The 25,125-nt window shown below is 43.7% G+C and carries 25 protein-coding genes and 1 riboswitch; of the genes, 15 read left to right on the forward strand and 10 right to left on the reverse strand.

Translation table 11 applies throughout. The annotated features are described in order from the left end of the window. The first annotated feature begins 6 nt into the window (after positions 1-6). Positions 7-104, forward strand: a riboswitch (purine riboswitch). An 85-nt stretch (positions 105-189) separates the two neighbouring features. Together FED51_RS04100 and FED51_RS04105 are read left to right on the forward strand one after the other, a co-directional pair. Beyond that, complete coding sequence (locus FED51_RS04100) at positions 190-1,527, forward strand: 5'-deoxyadenosine deaminase (RefSeq protein ID WP_053432494.1); 1,338 nt, start codon at positions 190-192, stop codon at positions 1,525-1,527. A gap of 279 nt (positions 1,528-1,806) precedes the next feature. Further along, positions 1,807-2,436: a nucleotidyltransferase family protein gene (locus FED51_RS04105; RefSeq protein ID WP_053432495.1), complete on the forward strand. Its 630-nt coding sequence runs from the start codon at positions 1,807-1,809 to the stop codon at positions 2,434-2,436. 96 nt (positions 2,437-2,532) lie between these two features. On the opposite strand, the gene FED51_RS04110 is transcribed toward FED51_RS04105, so the two are convergent. From FED51_RS04110 to FED51_RS04145, 8 genes are all read right to left on the reverse strand, one after another. After that, a complete protein-coding gene (locus FED51_RS04110) occupies positions 2,533-4,464 on the reverse strand; it encodes an FtsX-like permease family protein (RefSeq protein ID WP_083445676.1) in 1,932 nt (643 codons plus the stop codon). Further along, positions 4,430-5,212: an ABC transporter ATP-binding protein gene (locus tag FED51_RS04115; protein ID WP_010896926.1), complete on the reverse strand. Its 783-nt coding sequence runs from the start codon at positions 5,210-5,212 to the stop codon at positions 4,430-4,432. Before FED51_RS04115 ends, FED51_RS04110 begins: the two co-directional genes overlap by 35 nt. A gap of 149 nt (positions 5,213-5,361) precedes the next feature. Continuing rightward, complete coding sequence (locus FED51_RS04120) at positions 5,362-6,423, reverse strand: HAMP domain-containing histidine kinase (RefSeq protein WP_053432497.1); 1,062 nt, start codon at positions 6,421-6,423, stop codon at positions 5,362-5,364. Next, on the reverse strand, positions 6,423-7,121 hold the full coding sequence (locus tag FED51_RS04125; RefSeq protein WP_010896928.1) for a response regulator transcription factor: 699 nt from the start codon (positions 7,119-7,121) through the stop codon (positions 6,423-6,425). The genes FED51_RS04120 and FED51_RS04125 overlap by 1 nt, the downstream gene beginning before the upstream one ends. A 129-nt stretch (positions 7,122-7,250) precedes the next feature. After that, complete coding sequence (locus FED51_RS04130; protein ID WP_053432498.1) at positions 7,251-8,483, reverse strand: DUF418 domain-containing protein; 1,233 nt, start codon at positions 8,481-8,483, stop codon at positions 7,251-7,253. A gap of 212 nt (positions 8,484-8,695) precedes the next feature. Next, positions 8,696-9,373 (reverse strand): PucR family transcriptional regulator, encoded by a 678-nt coding sequence (locus FED51_RS04135; RefSeq protein WP_053432499.1) that lies wholly within the window; start codon positions 9,371-9,373, stop codon positions 8,696-8,698. Between the two features lie 37 nt (positions 9,374-9,410). Beyond that, a complete protein-coding gene (locus FED51_RS04140; protein WP_053432500.1) occupies positions 9,411-9,839 on the reverse strand; it encodes a hypothetical protein in 429 nt (142 codons plus the stop codon). A 35-nt stretch (positions 9,840-9,874) separates the two neighbouring features. Next, on the reverse strand, positions 9,875-10,207 hold the full coding sequence (locus FED51_RS04145) for an alpha/beta fold hydrolase (protein WP_053432501.1): 333 nt from the start codon (positions 10,205-10,207) through the stop codon (positions 9,875-9,877). A gap of 220 nt (positions 10,208-10,427) precedes the next feature. Between FED51_RS04145 and FED51_RS04150 the strand changes: the two genes are divergently transcribed. The 13 genes from FED51_RS04150 (at position 10,428) to licT (ending at position 22,863) form a co-directional block, all read left to right on the forward strand. Continuing rightward, positions 10,428-11,426, forward strand: a complete 999-nt coding sequence (locus FED51_RS04150) for a ketoacyl-ACP synthase III (protein WP_053432502.1) — start codon at positions 10,428-10,430, stop codon at positions 11,424-11,426. A gap of 260 nt (positions 11,427-11,686) precedes the next feature. Next, entirely contained in the window at positions 11,687-12,073 is a 387-nt protein-coding gene (locus FED51_RS04155; protein ID WP_010896943.1) for a transcriptional regulator GutM, read from the forward strand. A 12-nt stretch (positions 12,074-12,085) separates the two neighbouring features. Then, the gene (gene srlA / locus FED51_RS04160; protein ID WP_010896944.1) at positions 12,086-12,634 is read left to right on the forward strand and encodes a PTS glucitol/sorbitol transporter subunit IIC; all 549 of its coding nucleotides are present in this window, start codon (positions 12,086-12,088) and stop codon (positions 12,632-12,634) included. Between the two features lie 10 nt (positions 12,635-12,644). After that, positions 12,645-13,655 carry a PTS glucitol/sorbitol transporter subunit IIB gene (gene srlE, locus FED51_RS04165; protein WP_041820282.1) on the forward strand — a complete coding sequence of 337 codons (1,011 nt, stop codon included), beginning with the start codon at positions 12,645-12,647 and terminating at the stop codon, positions 13,653-13,655. A gap of 24 nt (positions 13,656-13,679) precedes the next feature. Further along, positions 13,680-14,057, forward strand: a complete 378-nt coding sequence (locus tag FED51_RS04170) for a PTS glucitol/sorbitol transporter subunit IIA (protein WP_053432503.1) — start codon at positions 13,680-13,682, stop codon at positions 14,055-14,057. Between the two features lie 24 nt (positions 14,058-14,081). Then, the gene (locus tag FED51_RS04175; protein WP_053432504.1) at positions 14,082-15,401 is read left to right on the forward strand and encodes an NAD(P)H-dependent oxidoreductase; all 1,320 of its coding nucleotides are present in this window, start codon (positions 14,082-14,084) and stop codon (positions 15,399-15,401) included. A gap of 96 nt (positions 15,402-15,497) precedes the next feature. After that, the gene (locus FED51_RS04180) at positions 15,498-15,839 is read left to right on the forward strand and encodes a hypothetical protein (protein WP_010896948.1); all 342 of its coding nucleotides are present in this window, start codon (positions 15,498-15,500) and stop codon (positions 15,837-15,839) included. A 259-nt stretch (positions 15,840-16,098) separates the two neighbouring features. Beyond that, positions 16,099-17,052 (forward strand): pyruvate dehydrogenase (acetyl-transferring) E1 component subunit alpha, encoded by a 954-nt coding sequence (gene pdhA, locus FED51_RS04185; protein ID WP_053432613.1) that lies wholly within the window; start codon positions 16,099-16,101, stop codon positions 17,050-17,052. Positions 17,053-17,069: 17 nt separating this feature from the next. Next, a complete protein-coding gene (locus FED51_RS04190; protein WP_053432505.1) occupies positions 17,070-18,053 on the forward strand; it encodes an alpha-ketoacid dehydrogenase subunit beta in 984 nt (327 codons plus the stop codon). A gap of 14 nt (positions 18,054-18,067) precedes the next feature. Further along, positions 18,068-19,375: a dihydrolipoamide acetyltransferase family protein gene (locus FED51_RS04195; RefSeq protein WP_053432506.1), complete on the forward strand. Its 1,308-nt coding sequence runs from the start codon at positions 18,068-18,070 to the stop codon at positions 19,373-19,375. A 13-nt stretch (positions 19,376-19,388) separates the two neighbouring features. Further along, positions 19,389-20,777 (forward strand): dihydrolipoyl dehydrogenase, encoded by a 1,389-nt coding sequence (gene lpdA / locus FED51_RS04200; protein ID WP_053432507.1) that lies wholly within the window; start codon positions 19,389-19,391, stop codon positions 20,775-20,777. A gap of 88 nt (positions 20,778-20,865) precedes the next feature. After that, the gene (locus tag FED51_RS04205) at positions 20,866-21,816 is read left to right on the forward strand and encodes a sugar-binding transcriptional regulator (RefSeq protein WP_053432614.1); all 951 of its coding nucleotides are present in this window, start codon (positions 20,866-20,868) and stop codon (positions 21,814-21,816) included. Positions 21,817-22,032: 216 nt separating this feature from the next. Then, a complete protein-coding gene (gene licT / locus FED51_RS04210; protein WP_053432508.1) occupies positions 22,033-22,863 on the forward strand; it encodes a BglG family transcription antiterminator LicT in 831 nt (276 codons plus the stop codon). A gap of 99 nt (positions 22,864-22,962) precedes the next feature. Here the strand turns inward: licT and bioA are convergent, their stop codons facing one another. Both bioA and bioD read right to left on the reverse strand, forming a co-directional pair. Then, on the reverse strand, positions 22,963-24,261 hold the full coding sequence (gene bioA / locus FED51_RS04215) for an adenosylmethionine--8-amino-7-oxononanoate transaminase (RefSeq protein WP_233443905.1): 1,299 nt from the start codon (positions 24,259-24,261) through the stop codon (positions 22,963-22,965). A gap of 52 nt (positions 24,262-24,313) precedes the next feature. Continuing rightward, positions 24,314-25,084, reverse strand: coding sequence for a dethiobiotin synthase (bioD, locus tag FED51_RS04220; protein WP_175414302.1), 771 nt, complete (start codon positions 25,082-25,084; stop codon positions 24,314-24,316). Between the last annotated feature and the right edge of the window lie 41 nt (positions 25,085-25,125).

The raw sequence follows: 25,125 nt of genomic DNA on the forward strand, positions 1-25,125 counted from the left end.
GGTAACTTAATCGAGCTCAACACTCTTCGTATATCCTCTCAATATGGGATGAGGGTCTCTACAGGTACCGTAAATACCTAGCTACGAAAAGAATGCAGTTAATGTGTTCTTTTGTGGCTAGGTTTTTTGCGCGTTGAGGAACATGATGTATTGGCTATTTAGAAAGCGAATGCTTGAGGAGGCTTTTATATGACAACGATCCTAATTAAACAGGCAGAGATGGTAACCATGAATCCAAAGGAGGACATTGTTTACGGTGATCTATTGATTAAGGATGGGCTCATTTGTGCGATCGGTCAAGACTTAAGCGAAGAGGGAGTCGAGAAAGTGATTGATGCCACTGGACGGACGGTGATTCCTGGATTTGTTCAAACGCACATTCATCTATGTCAGACGCTTTTTCGCGGGAAGGGCGACGACTTAGAATTAATGGATTGGCTCAAAAAGCGAATTTGGCCGCTTGAAGCCGCGCATGATTCTGAGTCAATCTATTATTCTGCCTTGCTAGGTATCGGTGAGCTCATCAAAAGTGGAACGACGACCATCGTGGATATGGAAACCGTTCATCATACAGACTCTGCGTTTGCAGCGATTGCTTCAAGCGGCATTCGCGCGATATCAGGTAAGGTGATGATGGATAAAGGGGAGGAAGTGCCGCTCCCATTGCAAGAGAAAACGGCTCAGTCGATTGAAAAAAGTATCGAACTGCTTGAAGAGTGGCACAGCTTTGATGGAGGTCGAATACGTTATGCGTTTTCACCTCGCTTTGTCGTCTCTTGTACCGAGGAGCTTTTGCGTGAGGTGGGGAAGCTTTCAGCCCATTATCAAGTCCATGTTCACACCCATGCCTCTGAAAATCGCGGAGAAATTGAAATGGTCCAACAGGAGACGGGGATGCGAAACATCGAATACCTTGATCATGTTGGCTTAGCGAACGAACGGCTCATATTAGCACACTGCATTTGGTTGAGTGAAAACGAAAAACGGATCATCAAAGAACGAGGTATTCATGTGAGCCATTGCCCAGGATCTAATTTAAAGCTTGCATCCGGAATCGCGGACATTCCCAGTTTGTTAGATCAAGCAATCCCCGTTAGTTTAGGAGCGGACGGCGCTCCGTGCAACAACAATTTAGATATGTTTAATGAAATGAGACTCGCTGCATTAATTCAAAAGCCGGTGCACGGTCCAACGGCAATGGATGCTCGTACAGTTTTTAAGATGGCGACAATTAACGGGGCAAGAGCCATCGGAATGGATCATGAGATCGGAAGCCTAGAGGTAGGAAAAAAGGCAGACCTTGCGATTTTGAATTTACGTCATTTTCATACGTACCCGTCGTTTGATGTGGACCCGATTTCACGAATTGTGTATTCAGCGACGCGAGCAGATGTGGAGACGACGATTATTAATGGCCGCGTCGTCATGGAAAATCGGGTGATGAAAACGATCGATCCAGCCATCGTTCTTCGGGAGTCGGATCGTTCCATCGAACGGTTGCTAAAACGAATGCCTGCGTTAACGTAATAGTTTTATTAAATGAAAATCAAAATGAAGAAAATCTATCACAGTAGTTGTGTGGTGTGGTAGCGAATAGAAGGGAAAAACGAGGGGAAATCTTGTGATGAAGTGATTCGAACGGTTTGCGATGAAACAGACTCGCGAGCAGAGACCTTAGCGACAAATTTCACGCGGAAGGAGCAGAGGAAATTAGTATCAGCATCATGGCCCAACTCATTCAAGCTCGCGTGAAGAGGAGAACGTTCTCCAAAGAGAAACATAGTTTACTGTAGGAAGTGAACGGTAATGATGAAACCATCGGTTAGCGCCGCCATTTTAGCTGCAGGCACATCGACGAGAATGAACGAAATGAAACAGTTAGCCAAAATACAAGGGACATACATGCTAAAGTACGTAATTGATCAAGTGAGCAACCACCCATTTCAACACATTTTTGTCATCGTCGGTCATCAGGCGGACATAGTAATGAAGATGATTCAAGTGGAAGATAAGCGAGTCCAATGGCTGGTCAATGACCAATATAAGCAAGGACAGAGCACATCGTTTAAGCTAGCGATGGAGCAAGCAAGACAGTATGGGGACGCCGTGATGATGTTTCTTGCCGATCAACCATTGATCGAAAAGGAAACAGTTAACATAGTGTTGAATGAAGGGATAACTCGTGTTCAAGAAGAGCCCTTTATTGTTCGCCCCATGTATGAGAAGAAAGAGGGGCATCCGGTATACTGGGGAAATATTCACGCTCTGGATTGCTCAGCTGTGAACGGAGATGAAGGAGGAAAGACACTCATGGAGGAATTGGAGAGGATGCTTATTCCTGTTCATGATCAAGGGGTCCTTGTGGATGTGGATACTTGCGAAGATTACAAGAAAGTGAATGATTTAATGAAGAGGAAATCCCCTTCCACACATTAATTGTTGAGAAAGGGGGATTTTTTGTAAATAAGTAAGGGAAACTCACCATCAATGCCATCGCTCGTGGCTAGTTTCCGGTAGTCTCGGGTGCTTTTCTTACGAGCGAAGTACTTTTTTCGTATAAACCGTCCGAGCGAGAAGAAAATAGATGAGTTGGAACAGGAAATAGAGGACAATTGCAAACGAACCAGTTTGCCAAACGGTTGATGCAAACAAAGCGGCACGGGCGCTATTAAAGGCAAATAACGTATGGATCGTCCCAACAAGAACAGGAAGAAAAAAGAGAATGGCCAATTGTATCGTCAAAACCCGTCGTATCTCTTGATCCGACATGCCGACTTTCCTTAAAATCAAAAACATTTGCCGATCGTCCTCTAATTCAGTAAACAGCTTAAAGTAGATGAGACTTCCATTGGCAAGGAAAAATAACAACGCGATAAAAAGCCCGATAAATAATAGGAGCTGATTGGCTGTGTGTACGTCTAAATACGTCATGAAGCCTTCGTACATCACGTCTGTAGCTTCCGGTTTTTCTTGTTGCAATGCGGCATAGAATTCTTTGCCATGGGTTAGATCACCGAAGTAATATTCATGGAGGACGAGTGCCTTCTCCTGAGGGTAGTCTTTTTTCCACTCTTGGAAATGGTCATCACTTACGACGAGCAAATATTTTTCCCCTAACGGCTTGCCCCGAATAATCGCTACCTCATACAATGAATCGATCACCTTGACAAGCTTTTCCCCTTTAGCAAGGGGGATAAGCATCTCATCATCCTCATACGTTGGTGGACGATAGACGTCCCCTTCTCCTTGAACAAACGGAGCGATAAATACGGCATCATCTTCTGCAACTGTGAGTGGCTGTACAGACTCCATACGCTCCGCTCGTTGATTGTAGTCACTTACCGACATGATCCACATCGTATGTTCTCGTTGATCTAAGAGAACTGTAGATGGAAGAATCACTGTTTCATCTACGGCGTGGACATCCATCTCATATGTTTGTGCATAAGACCTGATCTCGTTCTCTGTATACACCGGCTCGTCCTCTAAGCCTTGTTGAACGATGAGTAAGTCTTGTGGACCGCGAATCGTCGTACTAGAAGAATCGCTGAACCAAAGCAATAACCCCATGCTTGATGTAACGACGGCGCTTAAAATTGAAACGATGCTTAAGATTCGAGCATTGTCTTTAAGTTTATATATGAGATTGCTAATCGTTGTCATGTTCGTTTTTTTCCAATACAGCGTTGAGCGTTGTTGCAATTTGCTTAACACGGCAGTCGTTACTTGCATAAATAGTAGGTACGTTCCGATAATGACGAAAACAAGAATAGGGATGATCGCAAAAAATAATAACACTAAGTTGGAAATGGCGGCGAGCGCATACCCTGCCATTAGCAACATCAAGGCGATCGCAACAAGAAACCGTGAATAAACAGGGGGTTCCTTCGGTTTTTTTGCTGCTTTGATTAAGTGAATCGTTTCGCTTTTTTGGATTTCTCGGAGCCCGAGCAACGTAATGAGCTCAAAAAGAAGGAGAAATACCCCAACGGTAAGCACGAGCGCGTCGATGGGAACCGCAAACGTCAGCGGGATGATCGGCTTAAGGATAACGTTGATTCCCATGAAAAAAAGTTTGGTCATTAACATCCCAAATAGAATGCCAATGACAATGGCTAGGATAGAAATCATGGAAAACTCGAAAAAGATTAGGCGTGCAATCTGTTTGTTTTCTAAGCCGATGAGCTTGAGTAAACCAAACTCTTTTTTTCGTGATTTCATGAACGTCGAATTGGAGTACCAGACAAATATAACGGTAAAGAACACAATGACAACTAAGCACCCCATAAGTAAAACGGTCACAATTCCATGGATGTTCTCACCTAGCTTTACATTCGGATGAAAAATAAACGCTGAAAACAAATAGAAGATGAATACGGTAAACGTACAGCTCAAAAAATACGAACTATACTTATGGAAGTTGCCCAGACTATTTTTGAGGAGGAGCTGACGAAAGGTCATCATACGCACCCCCTAGCATCGAGAGAACATCCAAGATTTTTTGGAAGAAGGCTTGTCGTTTTTCCCCGCGATAAATCTCGGTGTACGGCTTTCCGTCTCGTATGAAGACAATCCGGCTGCAGTAGCTTGCAGCAAACGGGTCGTGTGTCACCATTAAAATGGATCGCTCTTGCTCGCGATTGAGCGCTTCAAGGGCGGTCATTAATGATGTCGCGGACTTCGAATCGAGATTTCCTGTCGGTTCGTCGGCTAAAATTAATTCAGGATTGTGAATTAAAGCCCGTGCCGCCGCCGTTCGTTGTTGCTGACCTCCAGATATTTCATACGTTCGTTTCAGTAAAATATCTTGAATGCCTAAAATCCCAGTTAACTCCTGTAACCGTCTCTCCATTTCAGCTTTGTCCACCGATTCGAGCACGAGAGGCAACAAAATGTTTTCCTTTACATTCAACGTATCAAGCAAGTTAAAATCTTGAAAAATAAAACCTAGACGCTTGCGACGAAAAAGTGCCACTTCCTTTCGACTCAACGCTTTCATGTTGACTCCATCTATTTTTACGGTGCCTGCGGATGGTTTATCGATCATCGCTAAAATATGAAGTAACGTGGATTTTCCACTGCCAGAAGGCCCCATAATTCCTACAAATTCACCGCGCTTCACGTGTAGGTTAAACTGATCGAGCGCCTGATGAGAAGCGCCACCTTTCCCCGACGTATAGATTTTTGATACATTTTCAGCTTGTAGTAGCATCGTCATCCCTCCTGTGGTCTACTGTATAAAATTTGAGCGTGCGTAACGATTGAATGACATGACAAATGACGCGGGGAAGGTGACAATGTTGTCATCTTCACGATTCGGAAAGACGGGACGATTCATTTGTCCGAGCGCTTCCGCTGGCATCACCTTAGTAGCGTGCTATAAGCGGACGGTGGTGGAATGAAGAGAGTGACGGTCGTCCCTTCGTTAACGGTTGATTCAATCGTAATGGAGTGACCGAGTTGATCGCATATTTGTTTGACTAAGTATAAGCCCATACCTGTTGATTCCTGTAGCTTTCTCCCGTTTTCACCAGTGAAAAAAGGATCGAATACCCGCGGAAGATCTTCAGCAACGATGCCGATTCCTTCATCTTGAATGGAGACGGTTACACCGTTATCCGTTTCTTCTACTCGGACGGTGATATATTTTGAAGGTTCTCTTGCCAGAGTCGAAGAATATTTTAAAGCGTTTTGAATGAGTTGCTCCAAAACAAAAATCAGCCATTTCTTATCGGTTGCAGCGAACACTTCCTCAGCCTCTGATATAAGCCGTGGATAAATGCGATACCGGATGAACGTCTTTCGCTTGCCATGAAGAACTGAACGAATCACACTAAGTAACGCTATTCGTTCGATGGAGAAATCGAGTTCAAACTTTTGTAACCGAACCGTCGAAAGCATCATGTGCAAGCCGTCTTCAAGCTTTCCTACTTCCTCCTCAATCTGATCGACAAGCACCTCTTTAGTCCACTCATCTTGTTCTTGAAGAATTAACCGAATGACCGATAATGGTGTTTTCATTTGGTGGGTCCAGCGATTCGCAAAATGATAGGAACGGCTATGCTGTTCTTGCGCAGCATGGAGCCTAGTCGAATAGTCTTCAAATGCTTGTCCGAAAAGCTGTATCATGGCAAGCTGTTCGTTCGTAATGCCTTCTTTCACTTTAAGCAAAGATTCGAGACTCACGTTTTCTTTTGCCTGTCTTAATTCTTGAAAAAAGGGTCGCTGTCTTATGTAATCAGCGAAGAGAAACAATGCTAACGATACAACTGATAGAAGACCAATGTAGCCTATAGTAGCATTGGAAATGAACAAGCCCTCCTCATTTAGAGCCAGCTTTATGACGAGGAGAATGAGCAACGTGTTACCGATATAAAAGAGAGAATAAAACCGACGATCACGACAAAATTGAATAAAACTCATCAGACGGGCCCCCAGCTTTTCTTTAAGCAGTACCCTTGCCCGCGCACAGTCTGGATCGCATCCGTAATGCCGATATCTTCTAAACGCCGTCTGCCTCTCCGAATATTGACATTTAGCGTGTTGTCATCGACAAAGTCTATCTCATCCCAAATCGCTTCAAGTAGCTTATCTCTAGATACAATGTTCTCGACATGTTCTGCTAAACAAATGAGAAGGCGAAACTCCTTTGGACTACATTCTACTTTTTGTCCGTTCAATTCAATGGTGTTTCTATCTCGATAAAAGAAAAGGCCGTCCACTTCAAGGATGTTTTGATTTAAAGGAATCGCATAGTCTCCGTACGATCGGCGAAGAACTCCTTTTACTTTTGCAAGCAGAACCTCAAGGTGAAATGGCTTTGTTATGTAGTCATCCCCACCATTTTCAATTGCATAGACTTGATCCATCTCACTGGCTCTTGCTGATAAAAAGATAATCGGTAAGTTCGAGAGACGCCGTAGTTGCCGGCACCAGTAAAACCCGTCAAAAGCAGGTAGATTAATATCTAACAAAACGAGGTCTGGACGGTAATCGAGGAAATCTTGTTTAATCATGTCAAAATCGATAGCATATTGAGCTTCATATCCGTACTTCTTGAAATATTGGCAAATAATCGAAGCCATTTTTCGATCATCTTCGATTACAAAAATCTTATACATCGAAAGACTCCTTTCAAAACGATCTACTTGTCATTTTACACGATCAGGAAGAAAAACGTTTTTCCAGCATGGTAGGATTTTAACTTTTTCTAAATGTGAAAAAAAGAAACGCCCACCAAAAGGCGAGCGTCAAGCGGCTTTGGTTCGTTTCATGGGAAGGCGTTTCTTGTAGGTTAAGCTGCGCCAGATCCACTCCAATGGACCTGTGCGATACCGCCTGAACCAGAGCAGGCTCAAAGCCATTTGGAAAGCAAAAATGGCGAAGGCCATAAGGGTGCCTACAAATGGTCCAACCGATCCATACAAACCTAGCCCGTAACGGTAAAAAAGAAAGGTGCAAATAAGAGATTGACATAAGTAATTTGTAAAAGCCATTCGGCCAACGGTGGCAAATGGATGGAACCACCTAGCGATAGAAGTCTTCGTCACAAGGTATGTCAAGGTTGTCACATAAAACAGCATCAGGAACGGCGCCCCTATTAAAAGGTACAGTTGCTGGTTCGAGAGCGCTGCTAGTAAATTTCCACCGATTCCGATAATGAGTCCAATAATCCAAAGAATGCGATGAATTCGTTGATGCTTATCAGGATCATGCAAAATGCGTGCTTTTGCAAAGGCGGCTCCAAGTAAGAACATAGAGAAATACGGGATCGATGAAAAAAAGTAGATAAAAGGGTTAAATGTGAGCATACCGTTGATGGACATGTAGGTCATTCGATCGTGAATCCGCTGTGTAGCAATCTCACTAAACGTGCCGTTGCTGTAAACTTCAAGGGCTTGCTTCGCTTCTGACTCGTATTCCGTTTTCATCGTTTCTTCCCATTCGTTCATCCCATTTTCTCCTGTTTCTACAACGAAACTAGATAAAACGAAAGGAATCGAAAATAAAAGATAGAGAGAAAGAGCCCAAATGACGAGCGTTTTTGGTTTGGATCTTCCGAAAAGAAGGAGGACGAAGCCGAGCAAAGCATAGTCAGTTAAAATATCCCCATCCCAAATGAAAAAGGCATGGACGGTTCCAAATAGAAGCAAGACGATTAATCTTCTCACATACATGGAAGCAAACCGTGTGCCCTTCTCAAGCGATCGCTCACGCATCACCGCCATTCCGAAGCCGAACAAAAACGAGAACAGTAAAATGAATTTCATTTGAATCCATACATCTAACAAAAAGCGGGTGACATGGTCAGTGAAATGCCATGTATTTGAAAGAAAATGCTCGTTTCCGACAAACGACAAATACAGATCAGGATAACTAAAGTGGGCCATATTCACGAGTAAAATTCCGAGCAACGCTACTCCGCGAAGGACATCGAGTAGCGGCAGGCGTTCATTTTCGGCAACTGGCTGCAATGCTTTCATCCTATTCACTCTCCTAGCAATGGGTTCTATACGCTTCTTTCATTTTAGAGAAACGATTTTCTGAGAACCATCGATTGAGATTGCAAAGAGGGTAAGAAAGCTTACAAAATTGTCATCGTGAGGAGGAGTGAATTATGTTTTTACAAGAAGGGGTTTCATGAACAGGGCCATACGTAACTGTAAGGTTTCATGTCCCCCTTTTAAATCGATGCCTAGGATTCCTCGCACTTTTTAATGCGGTAGATGACCGTGTTGCGATGAATAAACATGCTTTTCGCCGTTTCGGAAATTTGACAATGGTGATTTAAAAAGCTGTCGAGTGTTTCAAGCAAGTCTTGCTTTTCCTTCGTTTCAGGAAAGGCCAAATCTTTTAAAGATGATTGATAAAATTCCTTTAGCTTCTGTTGGGGGATGGATTTGAACAGTTCAGTCATTTCTTTAATTCGGTATGTTTTAATGAACCGCTTTTTGTTTTCCCGATAGCCAGAGCGGAGAGCATCGACAGCTTCTTGAAAGGCGGTCGCAATATCGGTTACCCGTTCGGTATAATTGCTGACCCCGAAGGAAAAGGAAAAGTCTAGTATTTGGGTAAGCTCCTGCTGGATGTCCCGTATGGCATCAATAAACATCTTTTCCACCGCGTCATTGTAATAAGAAAACCCAATCAGTATGACAAAAAGGTCCCCTTTTGTAAACAGAATCAAATGATCAAAGTGCTTCTTTAAATAGGAATCTAGTAGCTCAAACATCTGCTCCCGCTGCTGTCTTAGCTCTTTTTCCATGTACAGAGGCTGAACCTCGGTCTGAAAGCTAGACATCTCATCAAATTTACTGGCTAGACAAACATATTGAAGCGATTTATCTAGTTGATAAGCTTTCCCCCTATTCAAAATTTCCTCTTCCCTAGTAATTAAACCTTCTACTAAATCACAAAAAAATCATTTTTGAGCTGTCTCGCAGTTGTTCAATCGCCAACATTTTCATAAGTTCAAAGGAGATGACGTTTGCCGCTTGCTCCAAGGCAAGAATTTGCAAGCCTTTCGCGTCTGGAGAAAGGTTTCCTAACACGACAAGGAAGCCTTTTTGCTGGTTCGCCGAATGGATCGGGTAAAGAAAAAACGTCCGGTATGGATTCGTCGTGTTGGATTGGGGGAGTGTACATTGTTGATAGGTTTGAGTATCTTCCGCATGGTTTTTTTCATGAATGAACCAATACACCTCGAAAAAACCGTCTTTATCCATTTTGTGGGTGGCAGCCATAATGTCGAGTCGCTCGTTTAATAAAATGACAGGGGCCTCTAGGATCGCCGCAAGTTTTTCAATAATTTGTGAGAATCCTTTTCCCGAAAGGATCATATTGGTAAATTCTCGATGGAGCGTTAAGGCATAATTTAATTCATTCGTTTAATTAGTGGAAAGGTTGATTTAACCGATAGCTCTAGTAGCTTTTCTGGTATAGGAATCGGTCTGACTAAGGCGCTGTTGACAATCGCTTTAGTGAGTAAACGAGGGTTTATACTGATCATTTGCAAGAGGATTTGCGCCCCTAAGGAAAACCCAATGACGATAACGTCTCTTCCCTGTGCCTTCTTTTCTATTAAACGAATTAACGCTTCAGCACTATTTAAAATAGTAAACGATGTTTCACGACCACTGAGACCATGATGAGGCAAATCAGTGATAGTGGCGAAAGTAGTCGACTTGATTGCTCCACATCCAACCACTCACCCCTCCGCCATGAAGGAACACGAGTAAAGGTGCCTCTAGATCCCCACATTCTTTCACATGTATATTCATAGATTGCACATCCTTTTATCCATATGCTTTAAGTCTATCAAAGTTTTTCCTCATGTTCTTGCCGTAACATTTTGTTAACAAAAAATTAGTACCAGATCATAATAATAAGTGATAAAATATATCCAAGTGACATGTGAGGTGAACAAGATGAATGTTTCAAAAGCTCGAATTACGGCGATCGGGTCGTATGTTCCTGAACGTCGATTGACAAATGACGACTTAGAGAAGATGGTTGATACGAATGATGAATGGATTGTGAAACGTACAGGCATTCGTGAGCGTCGAATCGCTGCGGACGATGAGTTCACAAGCGATATCGGTTATAAAGCTGTTCAAGATTTAATCGCACGCTATGAAAAATCGGTCGATGATGTGGATATGATCATTGTTTGTACTTTTACTCCCGACTTTAAAACGCCAAGTGCGGCCTCATTGATTCAGGCAAAGTTAGGCATTCAAAACACGGGTGCTATTGACTTAAATGCAGCATGTGCAGGGTTTACGTACGGTCTTCATATGGCAAACGGACTTATTTCTTCAGGGTTACATCGTAAAATCTTAGTGATTGGTGCAGAGACGATTTCCAAGGTGACTGATTACACCGACCGTACGACATGCATTTTGTTTGGTGATGGAGCTGGGGCTGTTCTTGTCGAATATGATGAGAATGAGCCGAGTTTTGTGTCTTTCAACCTAGGCTCGGAAGGAGAGCGGGCTAATAAGCTTTATTGCACAGGTCTTGCGGAGCAAATGAATGGGGAAGAGCTAGTAAACACAGGGAATCTCGTTCAAAGTGGGCGAGAGGTTTATAAATGGGCGGTCAATACAGTCCCGGCTGGCATGAAAGCTGTTTTGGAAAAGGCAGCTATGAAAAGAAATGAGATTGATTGGTTTGTTCCTCACAGCGCTAATTTACGGATGATCGAGTCGATTTGCGATAAGAGCGGCATTCCTCTCGAACAAACATTATATAGTCTCGTCCAATACGGTAATACATCATCAGCGACGATTCCCCTTGCATTAGACATTGGGGTCCGCGAAGGAAAACTGAAATACGGAGACAACGTCCTTCTTTATGGCTTTGGTGGGGGATTGGCCCATGCTGGTCTCATTTTGCGTTGGACAGTGCCAACTGAGAAGAACTAATTGCTTGTTTGATAACAGACATCCCATGATGAGGTGTCTGTTTTTTATATGCTCTTTTCGTTTAAGACTGTGAGACAAATGTTAAGCTTATCTAGCATTAGAAATGACATGTAAGGAAGAGACGGTTTGTCAACTGTCCTCATCGATAAATTTTTAGAAAATTTAAAAATAAGAGTTGATTTATTTTGGAAGCGCTTTTATAATTGTTTACAAAGGTAACTATATAGAACAAATGATAATTCGACGAAGGGGGAAGTGGAATGTGGGGATGGTTTATCGCCATTTTTGTCGGCATGTGGTTGATGCAGTTTTTCATGTCACGTATACAAATGAAAAACTATCAACAGACACTTAAACGTATGAGTGACCGTTCTTCAGGTTTTTTAGGAGTAGGAGTGCACAAGCAAAAACTTGGAATTGGCGCAATTGCTATCGTTGTGACAGATAAAGATGGAGAGATTGTTGATTGTGAGATGATGTCGGGGGTTACAGTCTTTAGTCGGTTTAAACCGTTGACGGATTTTGTCGGAATGAGTTTGAACGAATGTAAAGTCCTGTTACAAAATGAATCAGTAGACATCGCCTTACATGGTGCGTTGAAAAAAATCGAAGAGCAAATGAATCGCAAGGAAAATGTGACGACATAAGGAGGGAGTTAAATGGAATTTTTAGTTGGGCTTGCTGAAGGCTTCATTGGTATGTTTCAAGAAGGTGGAGAGGTGTTTATGGGCCTCGTCACAGGCATTATTCCGACACTTATCTGTTTAATTACAGCGGTCAATGCAATTATTAAAATGGTCGGTGAAGAAAGGATTAATCGCTTTGCTATGAAGTGTACGAAAAATATTATTTTACGCTATAGTGTGTTTCCGGTGCTTGCGGTGTTTTTCTTAACGAACCCAATGGCTTACACATTTGGACGTTTTTTGCCTGAGAAACAAAAGCCAGCATTTTACGATTCAGCCGTTTCCTTCGTTCATCCGGTTACTGGACTTTTTCCACATGCGAACCCTGCTGAGCTTTTTGTTTATATGGGGATTGCTGCTGGAATAACCGAACTAGGTCTCTCGTTAGGACCATTAGCGATACGATTTTTTCTAGTAGGGATTCTCGTCATCCTCATTCGCGGAATTGTAACCGAGTTTTTAACTGTGCGGATGATGAAAGCAAAAGGGATGGATGTAGATCAAGGATCAGTAAAGGCTTAAGGGGGGAGCAATGATGAATTATCAAGCGGTGAAAATTACCAAAGGATCAGGAGGCTGGGGTGGCCCACTCGTTGTCCTACCTGCTGGTGAGAAGAAATATATCGTCTCTGTCACAGGGGGAGGTATTCATCCTGTCGCACAGAGAATCGCTGAACTAACAGGAGCCGAGGCGGTAGACGGATTTAAAAGCTCCTATGAAAAAGAAACGATGGCATGCGTCGTTATTGATTGTGGGGGAACGGCTCGTTGTGGTGTTTATCCAAAAATGGGAGTGTTGACGGTTAATATTAATGCGACTTCTCCTTCGGGACCTTTAATGAAGTTTATTAACGAACAAAACTTCGTCTCAGGGGTAACGGAAAGTGATATTCAATTAACCGACGGAGAGGCAGCGGCCGCCATAGAACCACAAGAGGAAAAGAAGCTGTCTGCTCAAGAGCTGAAAGAGGAAGCAAAGAAAAAAGCAGCTCAATATACAGGGAAAGAGAAGAAACCGAACATTATTGAAAAAGTAGGTCGCGGTGCTGGGAAAGTAGTCGGTGTATTTTATCAAGCAGGGCGAGAAACGGTTGAGCAAGTCATAAAAAACATTTTACCGTTCATGGCTTTCGTAAGTACGCTCATCGGAATTATTTTATACACAGGTATTGGAGACGTGATCGCCAATGTCGTCTCTCCACTTGCAGGAAACATTGTCGGGTTATTAATCATCTCGGTCGTTTGTGCGATTCCTATTTTATCGCCATTGCTTGGACCAGGGGCTGTTATTGCTCAAGTGGTTGGGGTGCTTATCGGTGTAGAAATTGGTCGTGGCAACATTCCGCCTAGCTTGGCACTTCCTGCGTTGTTTGCGATCAATCCACAAGTAGGAGCGGATTTTGTACCTGTCGGCCTAACATTAGGGGAAGCCAAACCTGAGACAATTGAAGTCGGGGTTCCGGCTGTGTTAATGTCTCGCTTAATTACAGGCCCATTAGCTGTTGTGTTGGCCTACTTGTTTAGCATTGGATTGTACAACTAAGGACAAATGAAGGAGGAAGTTTTTATGGAGGGAACAATGACGTGTATCTATGAATCCGTTATTACGGGAGTCGGGTCTGAAGTTCAGTACTTTATAGAGGAAAATATGGTCGTCATTTTTAACGACACGGTTCCAGACGACTTAAAGTCAATCGGTGTCATACACAAACAGACAGAACTTCAGGCGGACGTTGCCGCAGGTGATGTTCTTGAAGTAAACGGTGCTTGCTTTCGAATATTGTTTGTTGGAGACAAAGTGAATGACACGTTGCGTGAGATCGGGCATTGCACGATTGCTTTCAATGGCGAAACGAATGCTGATCTGCCTGGAACGTTATGTGTAGAAAAGAAGCCACTTCCTGACTTTGTAACAGGGGCAACGATTAAATTTATAAAAGAATAAATAACCTAATAGGAGTGGGTACCTATGCTGGGAATTAATCGAAAATTAGAACAATTGGAGTCGGATGGGACAATAATCCGTGTTGGCCTTGTTGGAGCAGGGCAAATGGGACGGGGAATGGTCTCGCAAATTGAAAGTATGAAAGGCATGCGCGTTGTTGTGACAGCTGATATTGTACTTGAAAATGTGAAGCTTGCGTATGAGAGAGCGGGTGTTCCGAAGGATGAGGTAATCGAAACTGATGAGCTATCGAAAGCTGCAGATGCGATTCAAGCAGGAAAGGTCGTAGCAACAGGGGACGCTGAGCTTGTGACAGCCCTCTCAGAAGTGGATGTTGTTGTTGATGCAACAGGGATTCCAAACATTGGAGCAAAGATTGCCTGGGACGCTATATTAAACAAAAAGCACATTGTGATGTTAAATGTAGAGGCTGATGTGACAGTAGGACCGTTATTAAAGCAGATGGCCGATGCATGCGGTGTTGTGTATACCGGTTCAGCAGGGGATGAGCCGGGGGCGGTCATGGAGCTGTATGACTTTGCTGATGCCCTTGGGTTTGAAGTCGTCGCCCTCGGAAAAGGAAAAAACAACCCTCTTAATGTGGAAGCGAATCCTCAGACGGCAGCGGAAGAAGCAGAACGTAAAGGAGCCAGCCCGAAAATGCTCGCCTCATTTCAGGATGGAACGAAGACGATGGTTGAAATGACAGCAGTGGCCAATGCGACTGGCTTCCTCCCGGACAAACCAGGAATGAACGGTTTTGTAGGAACGGTAGAGGAACTCCCGGCTATTTTTAGGCGGAAAGAGGAAGGCGGACAGGTCGAGAACGAGAGGATCGTCGAATATATTAATGGCGTAGCACCAGGAGTATTTGCGATCGTGAAATCGGATAAAGAGGAAGTTAATCATGAGATGACCTATTTAAGTATGGGTGAGGGACCGAATTATGTATTGTACCGGCCGTATCATTTGACGAGCTTGGAAACCCCGATCTCGATTGCGAGAGCCCATTTGTATCATGAGGCGACGATCGCACCGTGGCAAGGCCTACAAGCGGAAACAGTCGCTGTTGCAAAAAAGGATTTAGCGGCAGGGGAGTTTTTAGACAGCATCGGTGGGTTTACCGTGTATGGAACCATTCTGACGGTCACAGATGCGAAGGAGAAAGGAGCGTTGCCAATCGGGCTTGTGGATGCTCATGTTCAAGTGAAGCGTCCGATTAAAAAAGGAGAAATCATCACATATGATGATGTGGAGCAAACAAAGGAATCGACAATTTGGCGCCTTCGCCGAATCCAAGATGAGACGTTGGTAGGAAAAAGGGAGCTTGAAGCAAAAGTATGAGTAAGAGCGGGCATAAGAGATGAGCTTATGTCCGCTTTCCTGACGCCCTAGGGCGAGAGAACGACAACTATTTTTTAATGTGAGTAGGTGATTCTAATGAAGATCAAGCAAATGGAAGCTGATTTATACTGCATTCACTGTAAGGGTGAGACGGAGCACTGTATTTCTTATGTGAACGAGAAGCTTTCAAGTGTAAAATGCGAGGAATGTGAGCACGAGATTGAGTTCAACATCGATGTGACTCGCGAGTTTTATAAAGAAATTTTTGCGCGGATTTCAACGAAGCCTGCGAGAATGACAAAGGAATATCGTGAGGATTTAAGTCAGCTTCTATTCTCGTTGCCTATCCGTGTCATAAGCAAGCCATATCGGCTCTTAAAAGACATTAAACAATCTCGTAACGTGATCAAAGGATATAAAAGCAAGAAAAAATCTTAACCAATAAAACCCCCCTGTCCAATGAAAGTACGGGTTTAGTTATTTTTCATGTCATTACACTAGTCTTCCTCTCAATTACTTAGAACTTTCTTTTAAACAAATGTCCTTAAAACAAGCAATAATAAAAAATAATCTATCAATTCCGTAAAAAAGGTTGACGGGAGTGGATTTCGTTTTTTATCATATTTACAAATGTAACTATAAAGAACAAATGTAAAAGGAGGTTTTTATTGTGAAGACCGTTAAGTTCCCAGCTCAAATGACGGAGAAAAAACTAGTGGATTTATTCAAGCAAATGTGGTTGATTCGCTATTTTGAAGAAAAAGTGGATGAATTTTTTGCGAAAGGAATGATTCACGGAACGACTCATTTAGCCGTTGGACAAGAAGCTTCTGCTGTCGGTTCCATTGCGGTGCTGGAGGAGAGAGACAAATTGACGAGTACCCATCGTGGCCATGGCCATTGCATTGCCAAAGGAGCTGATGTAAACCGGATGATGGCAGAGCTGTTCGGTCGAGAGACAGGCTATTGTAAAGGAAAAGGTGGCTCGATGCACATTGCTGATGTAGAGCGAGGAAACTTAGGAGCGAACGGAATTGTAGGTGGTGGCTTTTCCATTGCTACAGGTGCGGCCTTAACGTCAAAAATGAAAAAGGAAGGCTATGTCGTTCTATGTTTTTTTGGCGACGGGGCATCAAACGAAGGAAGCTTTCATGAAGCGGTGAATCTTGCTTCGATTTGGAAGCTCCCTGTCGTGTTTATTTGTGAAAACAATCAATACGGTATGTCGGGGTCTGTGAAAGAGATGATCAACATTGAACACATTGCCGATCGAGCAGCAGGCTACGGAATCCCTGGAATGGTTGTGGATGGCAATGATGTGTTCGCGGTCATGAACGTTGTCGGGCGAGCCGTAGATCGAGCACGTCGCGGGGAGGGACCGACGATCGTTGAAGCAAAAACGTATCGGTGGAAAGGACATTCCAAAAGCGATGCGAAAAAATACCGGACACGTGAAGAGGAGAAGGAATGGCGGGAGAAAGACCCAATTGCCAGATTGCGCGCAACGTTAGTGGCGGAAGGTATCGTGACAGAAGAGGAGGCAGATTCCATTCAAAAAGAGGCGAAACAAAAGATAGAAGATTCGGTTCAGTTTGCGAAAAACAGCCCAGAGCCAGAAATTGAATCGTTGTTGGAAGATGTCTACGCCTAGCGAAAGGGGAGAGGGTCATGCGAGAGATTACGTATTTGGAAGCTGTTCGGGAAGCTATGACGTTGGAAATGAGAAAGAACGAGGACGTCTTTATTTTAGGAGAAGATATTGGCGTGTATGGAGGAGCGTTCGGCGTGACGCGGGGGATGATCGAGGAGTTTGGATCAGAACGGGTTCGGAATACTCCGATCTCAGAAGCAGCGATTTCTGGTACGGCCATCGGAGCAGCGCTCACAGGCATGAGGCCCATTTTAGAGCTGCAATTTTCCGATTTTATTACGATTGCCATGGATAATATGGTGAATCAAGCGGCCAAGCTGCGCTATATGTACGGTGGGAAGGCCAAAGTTCCCATGGTGTTAAGAACCCCAGCTGGGTCAGGAACTGGAGCGGCGGCACAACATTCACAAAGTTTGGAGGCGTGGATGGCCCATATTCCAGGACTGAAGGTCGTTCAACCTGCCACCGCGTATGATGCGAAGGGGCTTTTGAAGGCAGCCATTGATGATAATAACCCGGTCATCTTTTATGAACATAAACTATGTTATCGAACGAAATGTCACGTTCCAGAAGAGGAATATTCCATTCCACTTGGTAAGGCAGATGTGAAGCGGAAAGGAACAGATGTAACGGTAGTAGCCACTGCCGTAATGGTTCATAAAGCGTTGGAGGCGGCAGTAGAGTTAGAGAAAGAAGGAATCTCGGTCGAAGTCATAGATCCACGGACGTTAGTACCTTTGGATGAAGAAACCATCATCCGATCGGTAAAAAAGACGAGTCGACTGATCGTTGTCCACGAAGCGGTAAAGCGAGGTGGATTCGGTGGAGAAATTACCAGCATCATCGCTGAGAGTGAAGCGTTTGATTATTTAGATGCACCGATCAAACGATTGGGAGGTAAGCCTGTGCCAATTCCATATAATCCGACGCTGGAGCGTGCCGCCATCCCGCAAGTGCCGGATATTATTGAAGCCGTTAAAGAAACATTGAATTGGAGTTAAAAGGAGGGAGAGCGATGGCCAAAGAGATTTTTATGCCAAAACTGAGCAGCACGATGCAAGAAGGGACGTTGCTCCAATGGTTTAAAGAAGAAGGGGACCGTGTTGAAGTCGGTGAACCGTTATTTGAGATTATGACCGATAAGATCAACATTGAGGTGGAGGCTTATGAGGAAGGGACACTGTTGAAACGATATTATGGGGAAGATGATGAAATCCCTGTGAACCATGTGATTGGCTACATTGGCACGCCAGAAGAGTCGGTGCCAACTGAACCTCCTGGAGCATCGGAAAGTACGGCATCATCAACAGATGAAGCGGATGACCATCGCACTACCGCCGTAAAAAAGGCTCCTTCTGACCGAGAGAACGTTCGCGCTACGCCTGCAGCAAGGAGAATCGCGAAAGAAAAAAGAATTGATTTGCGGCAAGTAGAAGGCTCTGGTCCAGAGGGGCGGGTACAGGCGGTCGATGTTGCTACGTTTAAGAAGAAAGGCCAAAAGGCGACCCCTTTAGCGAAAAAGGTAGCAGAGGTGAAAGGGGTTGCTCTTGAAAAGGTTCAAGGTTCTGGCCCCTACGGAAAAGTATACCGAGAAGATGTGGAACACGTTCAAGCCGCTTCGCCAGTAGAGGATAAAGGGAATCGAGTCAAACTAAGTGGGTTACGTAAGGTCGTGGCAAAACGGATGGTGGATAGCGCCTTCTCTGCCCCGCATGTGACGATTACAACCGAAATTGATATGTCGAGTACAATCAAGATCCGTTCACAACTGTTAGGGATGATTGAACAACAGACAGGCTACCGTTTGTCCTATACAGAAATTGTGATGAAGGCGGTTGCTCACGCGCTAATGAGTCACCCTGCCATTAATGCCTCTTTCTTTGAGGATGAAATCGTCTACCATGAAGACGTGCATATCGGTTTAGCCGTAGCAGTTGAAGGAGGATTGGTCGTCCCAGTTGTTAAACATGTAGACAAAAAAGGACTGGCCCAATTAACAAACGAGTGTAAAACAGTAGCTATGGCAGCTAGAGACAATCGACTTTCACAAGAAATGATGAGCGGTGGCACGTTTACGATCAGCAATTTAGGAATGTATGCAATTGACGTCTTTACACCAGTTATCAATCAACCGGAATCCGCGATTTTAGGTGTAGGTAGAATTCAAGAAAAGCCGGTAGGGATAGACGGTCAGATTGAGCTTCGCCCGATGATGACTGCTAGTTTATCATTCGATCATCGTGTCATTGATGGAGCTCCGGCGGCGGCCTTTTTAACAGACGTGAAATCCATGCTAGAGCAGCCATTTCAACTATTGATGTAAGGGGTCGATAAGAGTGAAGAGCTATGACATTGTGGTGATCGGAGGAGGACCTGGAGGTTATGTGGCTGCGATAAAAGCGGCGAAATTAGGAAAGAAAGTCGCGCTTGTGGAAGCAAAAGATCTTGGAGGTACGTGCTTAAATCGCGGCTGTATCCCTTCTAAAACATTACTTCATCAAGGAGAGATCATAGAGAAAATCAAGCAGGCGAAGGAATGGGGAATTGAAACAGGGGCTGTCACGTTATCTTTGCCGAAAATGCTTGTGCGAAAAAATGAAATCATACAAAAGCTTCGAGCGGGGATCCATTTCTTACTGAAACAAGGTAAGATTGATGTTTACTTTGGTTATGGGAAAATAGAGCGAGATCGTTCAGTCAAGATCAAAATGAAAGAAACAGCAGAAATCGTCAGTGTAAGGACAGAAAATATTATTGTGGCGACTGGAACTGAGCCAACCATTCCCCCTGTTCCTGGATTAGCAGAGGCGGTTGTTGACACGAGTGATACGATTTTTGAACTCGATTCGATTCCCCAATCGATTGTCATTATTGGCGGGGGTGTGATCGGTGTGGAGATTGCCTGCATTTTTTCTAGTTTGCAAGTCGATGTAACGATCGTCGAAATGGGCAAGCGAATATTGCCACAAGAGGATGAGGAAGCAGCTAAAGTATTGGCAAAAGCTTTGGCAGCAAAAGGTGTCCATCTTTTGACAAACACGAAAGTAACAGCGGTGCTCCAAGGTGATAAACAGAAGGTGGAGATTGAAACGAGCACCGGAGACCGAGACTGGCTGGAGGGGGAGCGGATTTTGCTGGCGGTTGGACGCACACCAAATCTTTCAGCGGTTAAGGAGCTAGGATTGGGCATGGCAGGTCCGTTTCTTAAAGTGGATGATCAGATGAGGACGAGTGATCCATCGATATACGCGATCGGTGATGTGATTGGTGGCTGGCAGCTAGCCCACGTGGCAAGTGCTGAAGGACTTGTTGCAGCCGCTAACGCTAGCGGGAAGGTGGAAATCATTAATCGTCAAGTCATCCCGCGCTGTATTTATACACAACCGGAGATCGCGAGTGTCGGCTTGACAGAGCAAGAGGCGAAAGAGAAGGGCTATTCATATAAAGTTGTAAAAGTCGATCTTCGAGCGAATGGTAAAGCGATGGCTTTAGGGGAAACGACTGGATTCGTCAAAATGATTGCCGACCCTAATTATGGGGAAATTTTAGGGGTTACGATGGTCGGTCCCCATGTGACAGAGATGATAGGAGAACCGGCTGCTTTCATCCATTTAGAAGGGACGGTTGACGAATTAAAAGCGATGATTCATCCACACCCGACAGTGTCGGAGGCTCTTTATGAAGCTGCTGCTAGCTGGCTCGGACAAGGGGTCCACCAACCATAAATTGAAACGAGCATGGGTAGATACTCGTTTGCGATTACTGGTATAATTAGTGAAAACGGGTGCGAGATGAAAGTGGGAAGGGATGAAGATGGTAAACTGGGAAGAGCGCAGACTCATTGTCAAAGTGGCGAGCTTATATTATTTTGAAGGATGGACACAAGCACAAGTTGCGAAGAAAATAGGGGTTTCACGTCCGGTCATTTCGAAGCTATTAAATAAAGCAAAGGAACAAGGAATTGTTGAGATTTATATTAAAGATGAAAATATTCATACGGTGGAATTAGAACAAAGGCTTGAAAAGAAATACCATCTCAAAGAGGCTATCGTCGTTCCAACGTCTGGATTAACGCAAGATATGATTAAAAGGGCGATCGGAAAAACCACATCCTATTATGTTTCAAAAAATATAAAAGGGATGGATTCGATTGGCATTTCTTGGGGAACGACTGTTTCGAGCTTCGTGCAAGAATACCCGTATGAACAGCACCGAGAGCTGAAAGTAATTCCGCTCGTCGGAGGAATGGGACGGAAATTTGTTGAGCTTCATTCGAACTTGTTAGCCTACGAATTAGCAAAAAAAATGAACTGTGAGTGTTCGTATCTTTATGCTCCAGCAATGGTGGAGGCGAAAGAACTAAAGGAACGACTCATCCAGTCAGAAGACATTGCCTCCGTATTGGAGGAAGGGCGCAATGTAAAAATGGCCGTCGTCGGGATCGGTAGCCCTTTTAAAGGTTCTACCATGAAGGTTATGAACTATTTGAAGGAAGAAGACATTGCCACATTAAAGAAAATCGGTGCTGTTGGTGATATGAGCTCTCGCTTTTACGATGCGCTAGGCCAACCCATCGATCATCCGCTAAACGAGCTCGTCATCGGAATCGATCTTGACGAACTAAAACGCATCCCCATCGTGATCGGTGTCTCGGAAGGAGCCCATAAAGTCGATAGCGTGGAAGCTGCGTTAAAGGGTGGGTATTTAGACGTACTAGTGACAGACGATTCAACCGCACAGTCGTTAATAAATGCAATTGGATAATAAGTGAAGCAGCGGTGGTAATCATCGCTGTTTTTTATTGGGAAAATCTTATGAATGATCGTTTTGATTAATAGGTCTTACGATTCACTAAAGAACTAGGTCTTAAAAAGGAAATGATGTATAATGAGGAAAAGTTAAAGGCAAAACGCTTTCTGTAACCCTTTTAACATGGAGATTAGGTAGATGGTGAGAATGACTTGAGAGCAGGTGAGGTCAGTGAAAATCGCAAAAATTATAAACAATAACGTCATTAGCGTAATCAATGAACAGCAAAAAGAATTGATTATTATGGGGAAAGGTATTGGTTTTCAAGCGAAATCTGGTGATCCTGTAGACAAGACGAAAATCGAAAAGATCTTTACGTTAAACAGTCAAGAGACGACCGAGCGGTTTCGTACCCTCCTGCGCGAAGTACCGATTGAAGTGATGGAAGTAACGGAACAAATCATTCAACATGCGAAGATGGCCTATAAAAAAGATTTAAATGACATTATTTATGTAGCGCTCACTGACCATATAAACTTCGCGATTGAACGGGTGAAAAAAGGTTATGAAATCAAAAACGCGCTTCTTTGGGAAATTCGTAAGCTTTACCAAGATGAGTTTGCCATCGGTCAACATGCAATCGAAATTATCGAGAAAAAGCTAGGAATTACACTGCCTGAGGATGAAGCTGCGTTTATTGCTCTCCATATCGTTAATGCCGAGTTGAATGAAGAAGTGCCAAACGTGATCAACATTACGAAATTAACGAAGCACATTCTAAAAATTGTTAAATATCATTTTAACACAGATTTAGATGAAGACTCGTTAAACTACTTCAGGTTTATTACTCACTTGAAGTTTTTCTGCCAACGGTTAATCAATCGAACATTTTTAAGCAGTGATGATGATACATTTTTCGATATCGTAAAGGAAAAACATAAAGACTCATTTGCCTGCACCGAGAAAATTAAAGAATACATTAAAAAGCAGTACGATTATGAATTGACAAACGAAGAAATGCTCTATTTGACGATCCATATTGATCGAGTCATCCATCGATAAACGAAAAAGCTAATACCTTCTCGCTTGAAGAGGTATTAGCTTTTTTGCGTTTTGTGAAAAACGATCAATTTCGCTCGTGATCGAAGTTTTTCTAATTAGCTAAACTTGTTGCTCTAAACATTCAGTCGCCGCTTCCATTATTCCTTCCTTCATAATATCGACCATTTGCTTTAATTGGTCATTCGTTGCTGCAAGAGGAGGCATTAAAACGATAACATCTCCAAGAGGTCGCGTAAGCATCCCGAGGGCTCGCATTTTTAATGTGGATCGGTAAGCGACACGTTGTTCCCAGGGGAATGGCTCGTTTGTTCGTTTATGCTGAACGAGTTCAATTCCGCACATAAGCCCTAATTGTCGGACGGCACCGACAAATTCAAGCTCAGCAACGTGTTTAAGCTGCTCTTCTAAAAACAAGGCTTTTTCTTCCACTTGTTGGATGATGTTCTCTTTTTCAAAGATTTCAAGATTAGCTAATGCGGCGGCACAACCAAGCTGGTTTCCTGTATAGGAATGGCCGTGAAAAAATGTTTTTAAATCTGTATACTCTCCGTAAAACGCTTCGTAAATATGTTCTTGTGTAAGGGTAGCTGCAATTGGGAGGTAGCCACCCGTAATCCCTTTTGCGACGGTCATGATATCAGGCTGGACGTTTTCGTGCTCAACGGCAAACATTTTCCCCGTGCGACCAAAGCCAGTGGCGACTTCATCAACAATGAGTAAAATATGAAACTCCTTGCACAATTGTTCGACCCCTTTTAAATAGCCTTTGGGCATGAGATTCATACCACCTGCACCTTGAATAAGTGCTTCCACCGTAATGCCGGCAATTTCTTCGTGCTTCGCTTCAAAAAGCTCACGGAGTTGCTTAAGGCTTTCACGGCAAAGGTCTGATTCGGTTTGCTCCTCCTGACGAGAGGAAGGAAATGGGATAACAATGGCATCAAATAGGAGCGAGGTATATACCTTGTGGTAGAGTTCAATGGACCCGACACTCATTGTACCGACCGTATCCCCATGGTAGCCGTTGCTTAATGTAACAAATGATTTCTTGTTTTCGTATCCACGATTTTGCCAGTATTGATAAGCCATTTTTACCGCAATTTCTACAGCTTCAGCGCCGCTATCGGAGTAAAACACCCGTGTGATCGCTTCAGGAGCGAGCTCAACTAATTTTTCCGCAAGTTGTATCGAAGGGATATTAGCTGCTCCGAGTAACGTCGAGTGTGCAATCAACTGAAGCTGCTTTTCAATCGCTTCATCAATTTCCTTTTTCCGATGACCATGAACGTTAAGCCATAGGGAAGAGTATCCGTCTAAATAGGTGTTTCCTTCAATATCCTTTAAATAGACACCGTTTCCGCTTTCGATAATAAGGGGGTCTTTTTCGTAGTCACTCATTTGGGTGAAGGGGAGCCATAAGTGCTTTTTACTTTTCGCTAAGAGATCGTTGCTAGTCACTGTGAATCAACTCCTTGAATCGTCGTTTATCCCAATCTTTATATAGGTGTCTCCGTAATTTGTCATCGGCAAGCACCGTATGAATGTCAGGCGAATATGGAACAATCCCGAGAATGGGAGTGTCCGTTAGTTGTTTAATCGTCTCTACATTGGACTGCTCAATCACTGGGTCCCCTATTTGTAGTTGATTAAAGATAATGCCGGCAATTGGTAGATTGCGACCTTTCATGGCTTCAATGGCAAGGACCGTATGATTGATCGTGCCAACTCGTAAAGCGGAAACGAGAATCGTAGGAACGTTAAGCTCTTCCATAAAGTCTATGTAGCAATACCCATCATTCGTAAGCGGAACATACAACCCCCCTGCGCCTTCTATGAGGACAGCATCATACGTTTCTTCCAATTGATGCACTTGTTTCATGATGACGGACCGATCTAGCGTTATGTTTGCTAGATCAGCAGCCAAATGGGGAGAGCACGGCTTTTCTAATAAGTATGTATTAAAGTCGGTTACGTCAAATTCAGGGCGGACGAGCTGGTACATTTGAGCGTCGGGCGGGATCATACGAGCTCCATTATTAGTAGCTCCAGATTGAACCGGTTTGTATGGAAAAGCGTTTACACCCATGTCGATGAGGAAACGAGTAAGTAAAGAGGTCACAACGGTTTTTCCAACATCAGTATCTGTGCCTGTAATAAAAAACGAACGAATAATGACCACCTCCTGATTATATGTTAACCAGTTTAGAAAATATGTTAACATATATGACTTAATGAAACAATCAAAAGATGATAGAAATTGGG

This window comes from Halalkalibacterium halodurans (genome assembly GCF_005671335.1).
In the GTDB taxonomy this organism is placed as follows: domain Bacteria; phylum Bacillota; class Bacilli; order Bacillales; family Bacillaceae_D; genus Halalkalibacterium; species Halalkalibacterium halodurans.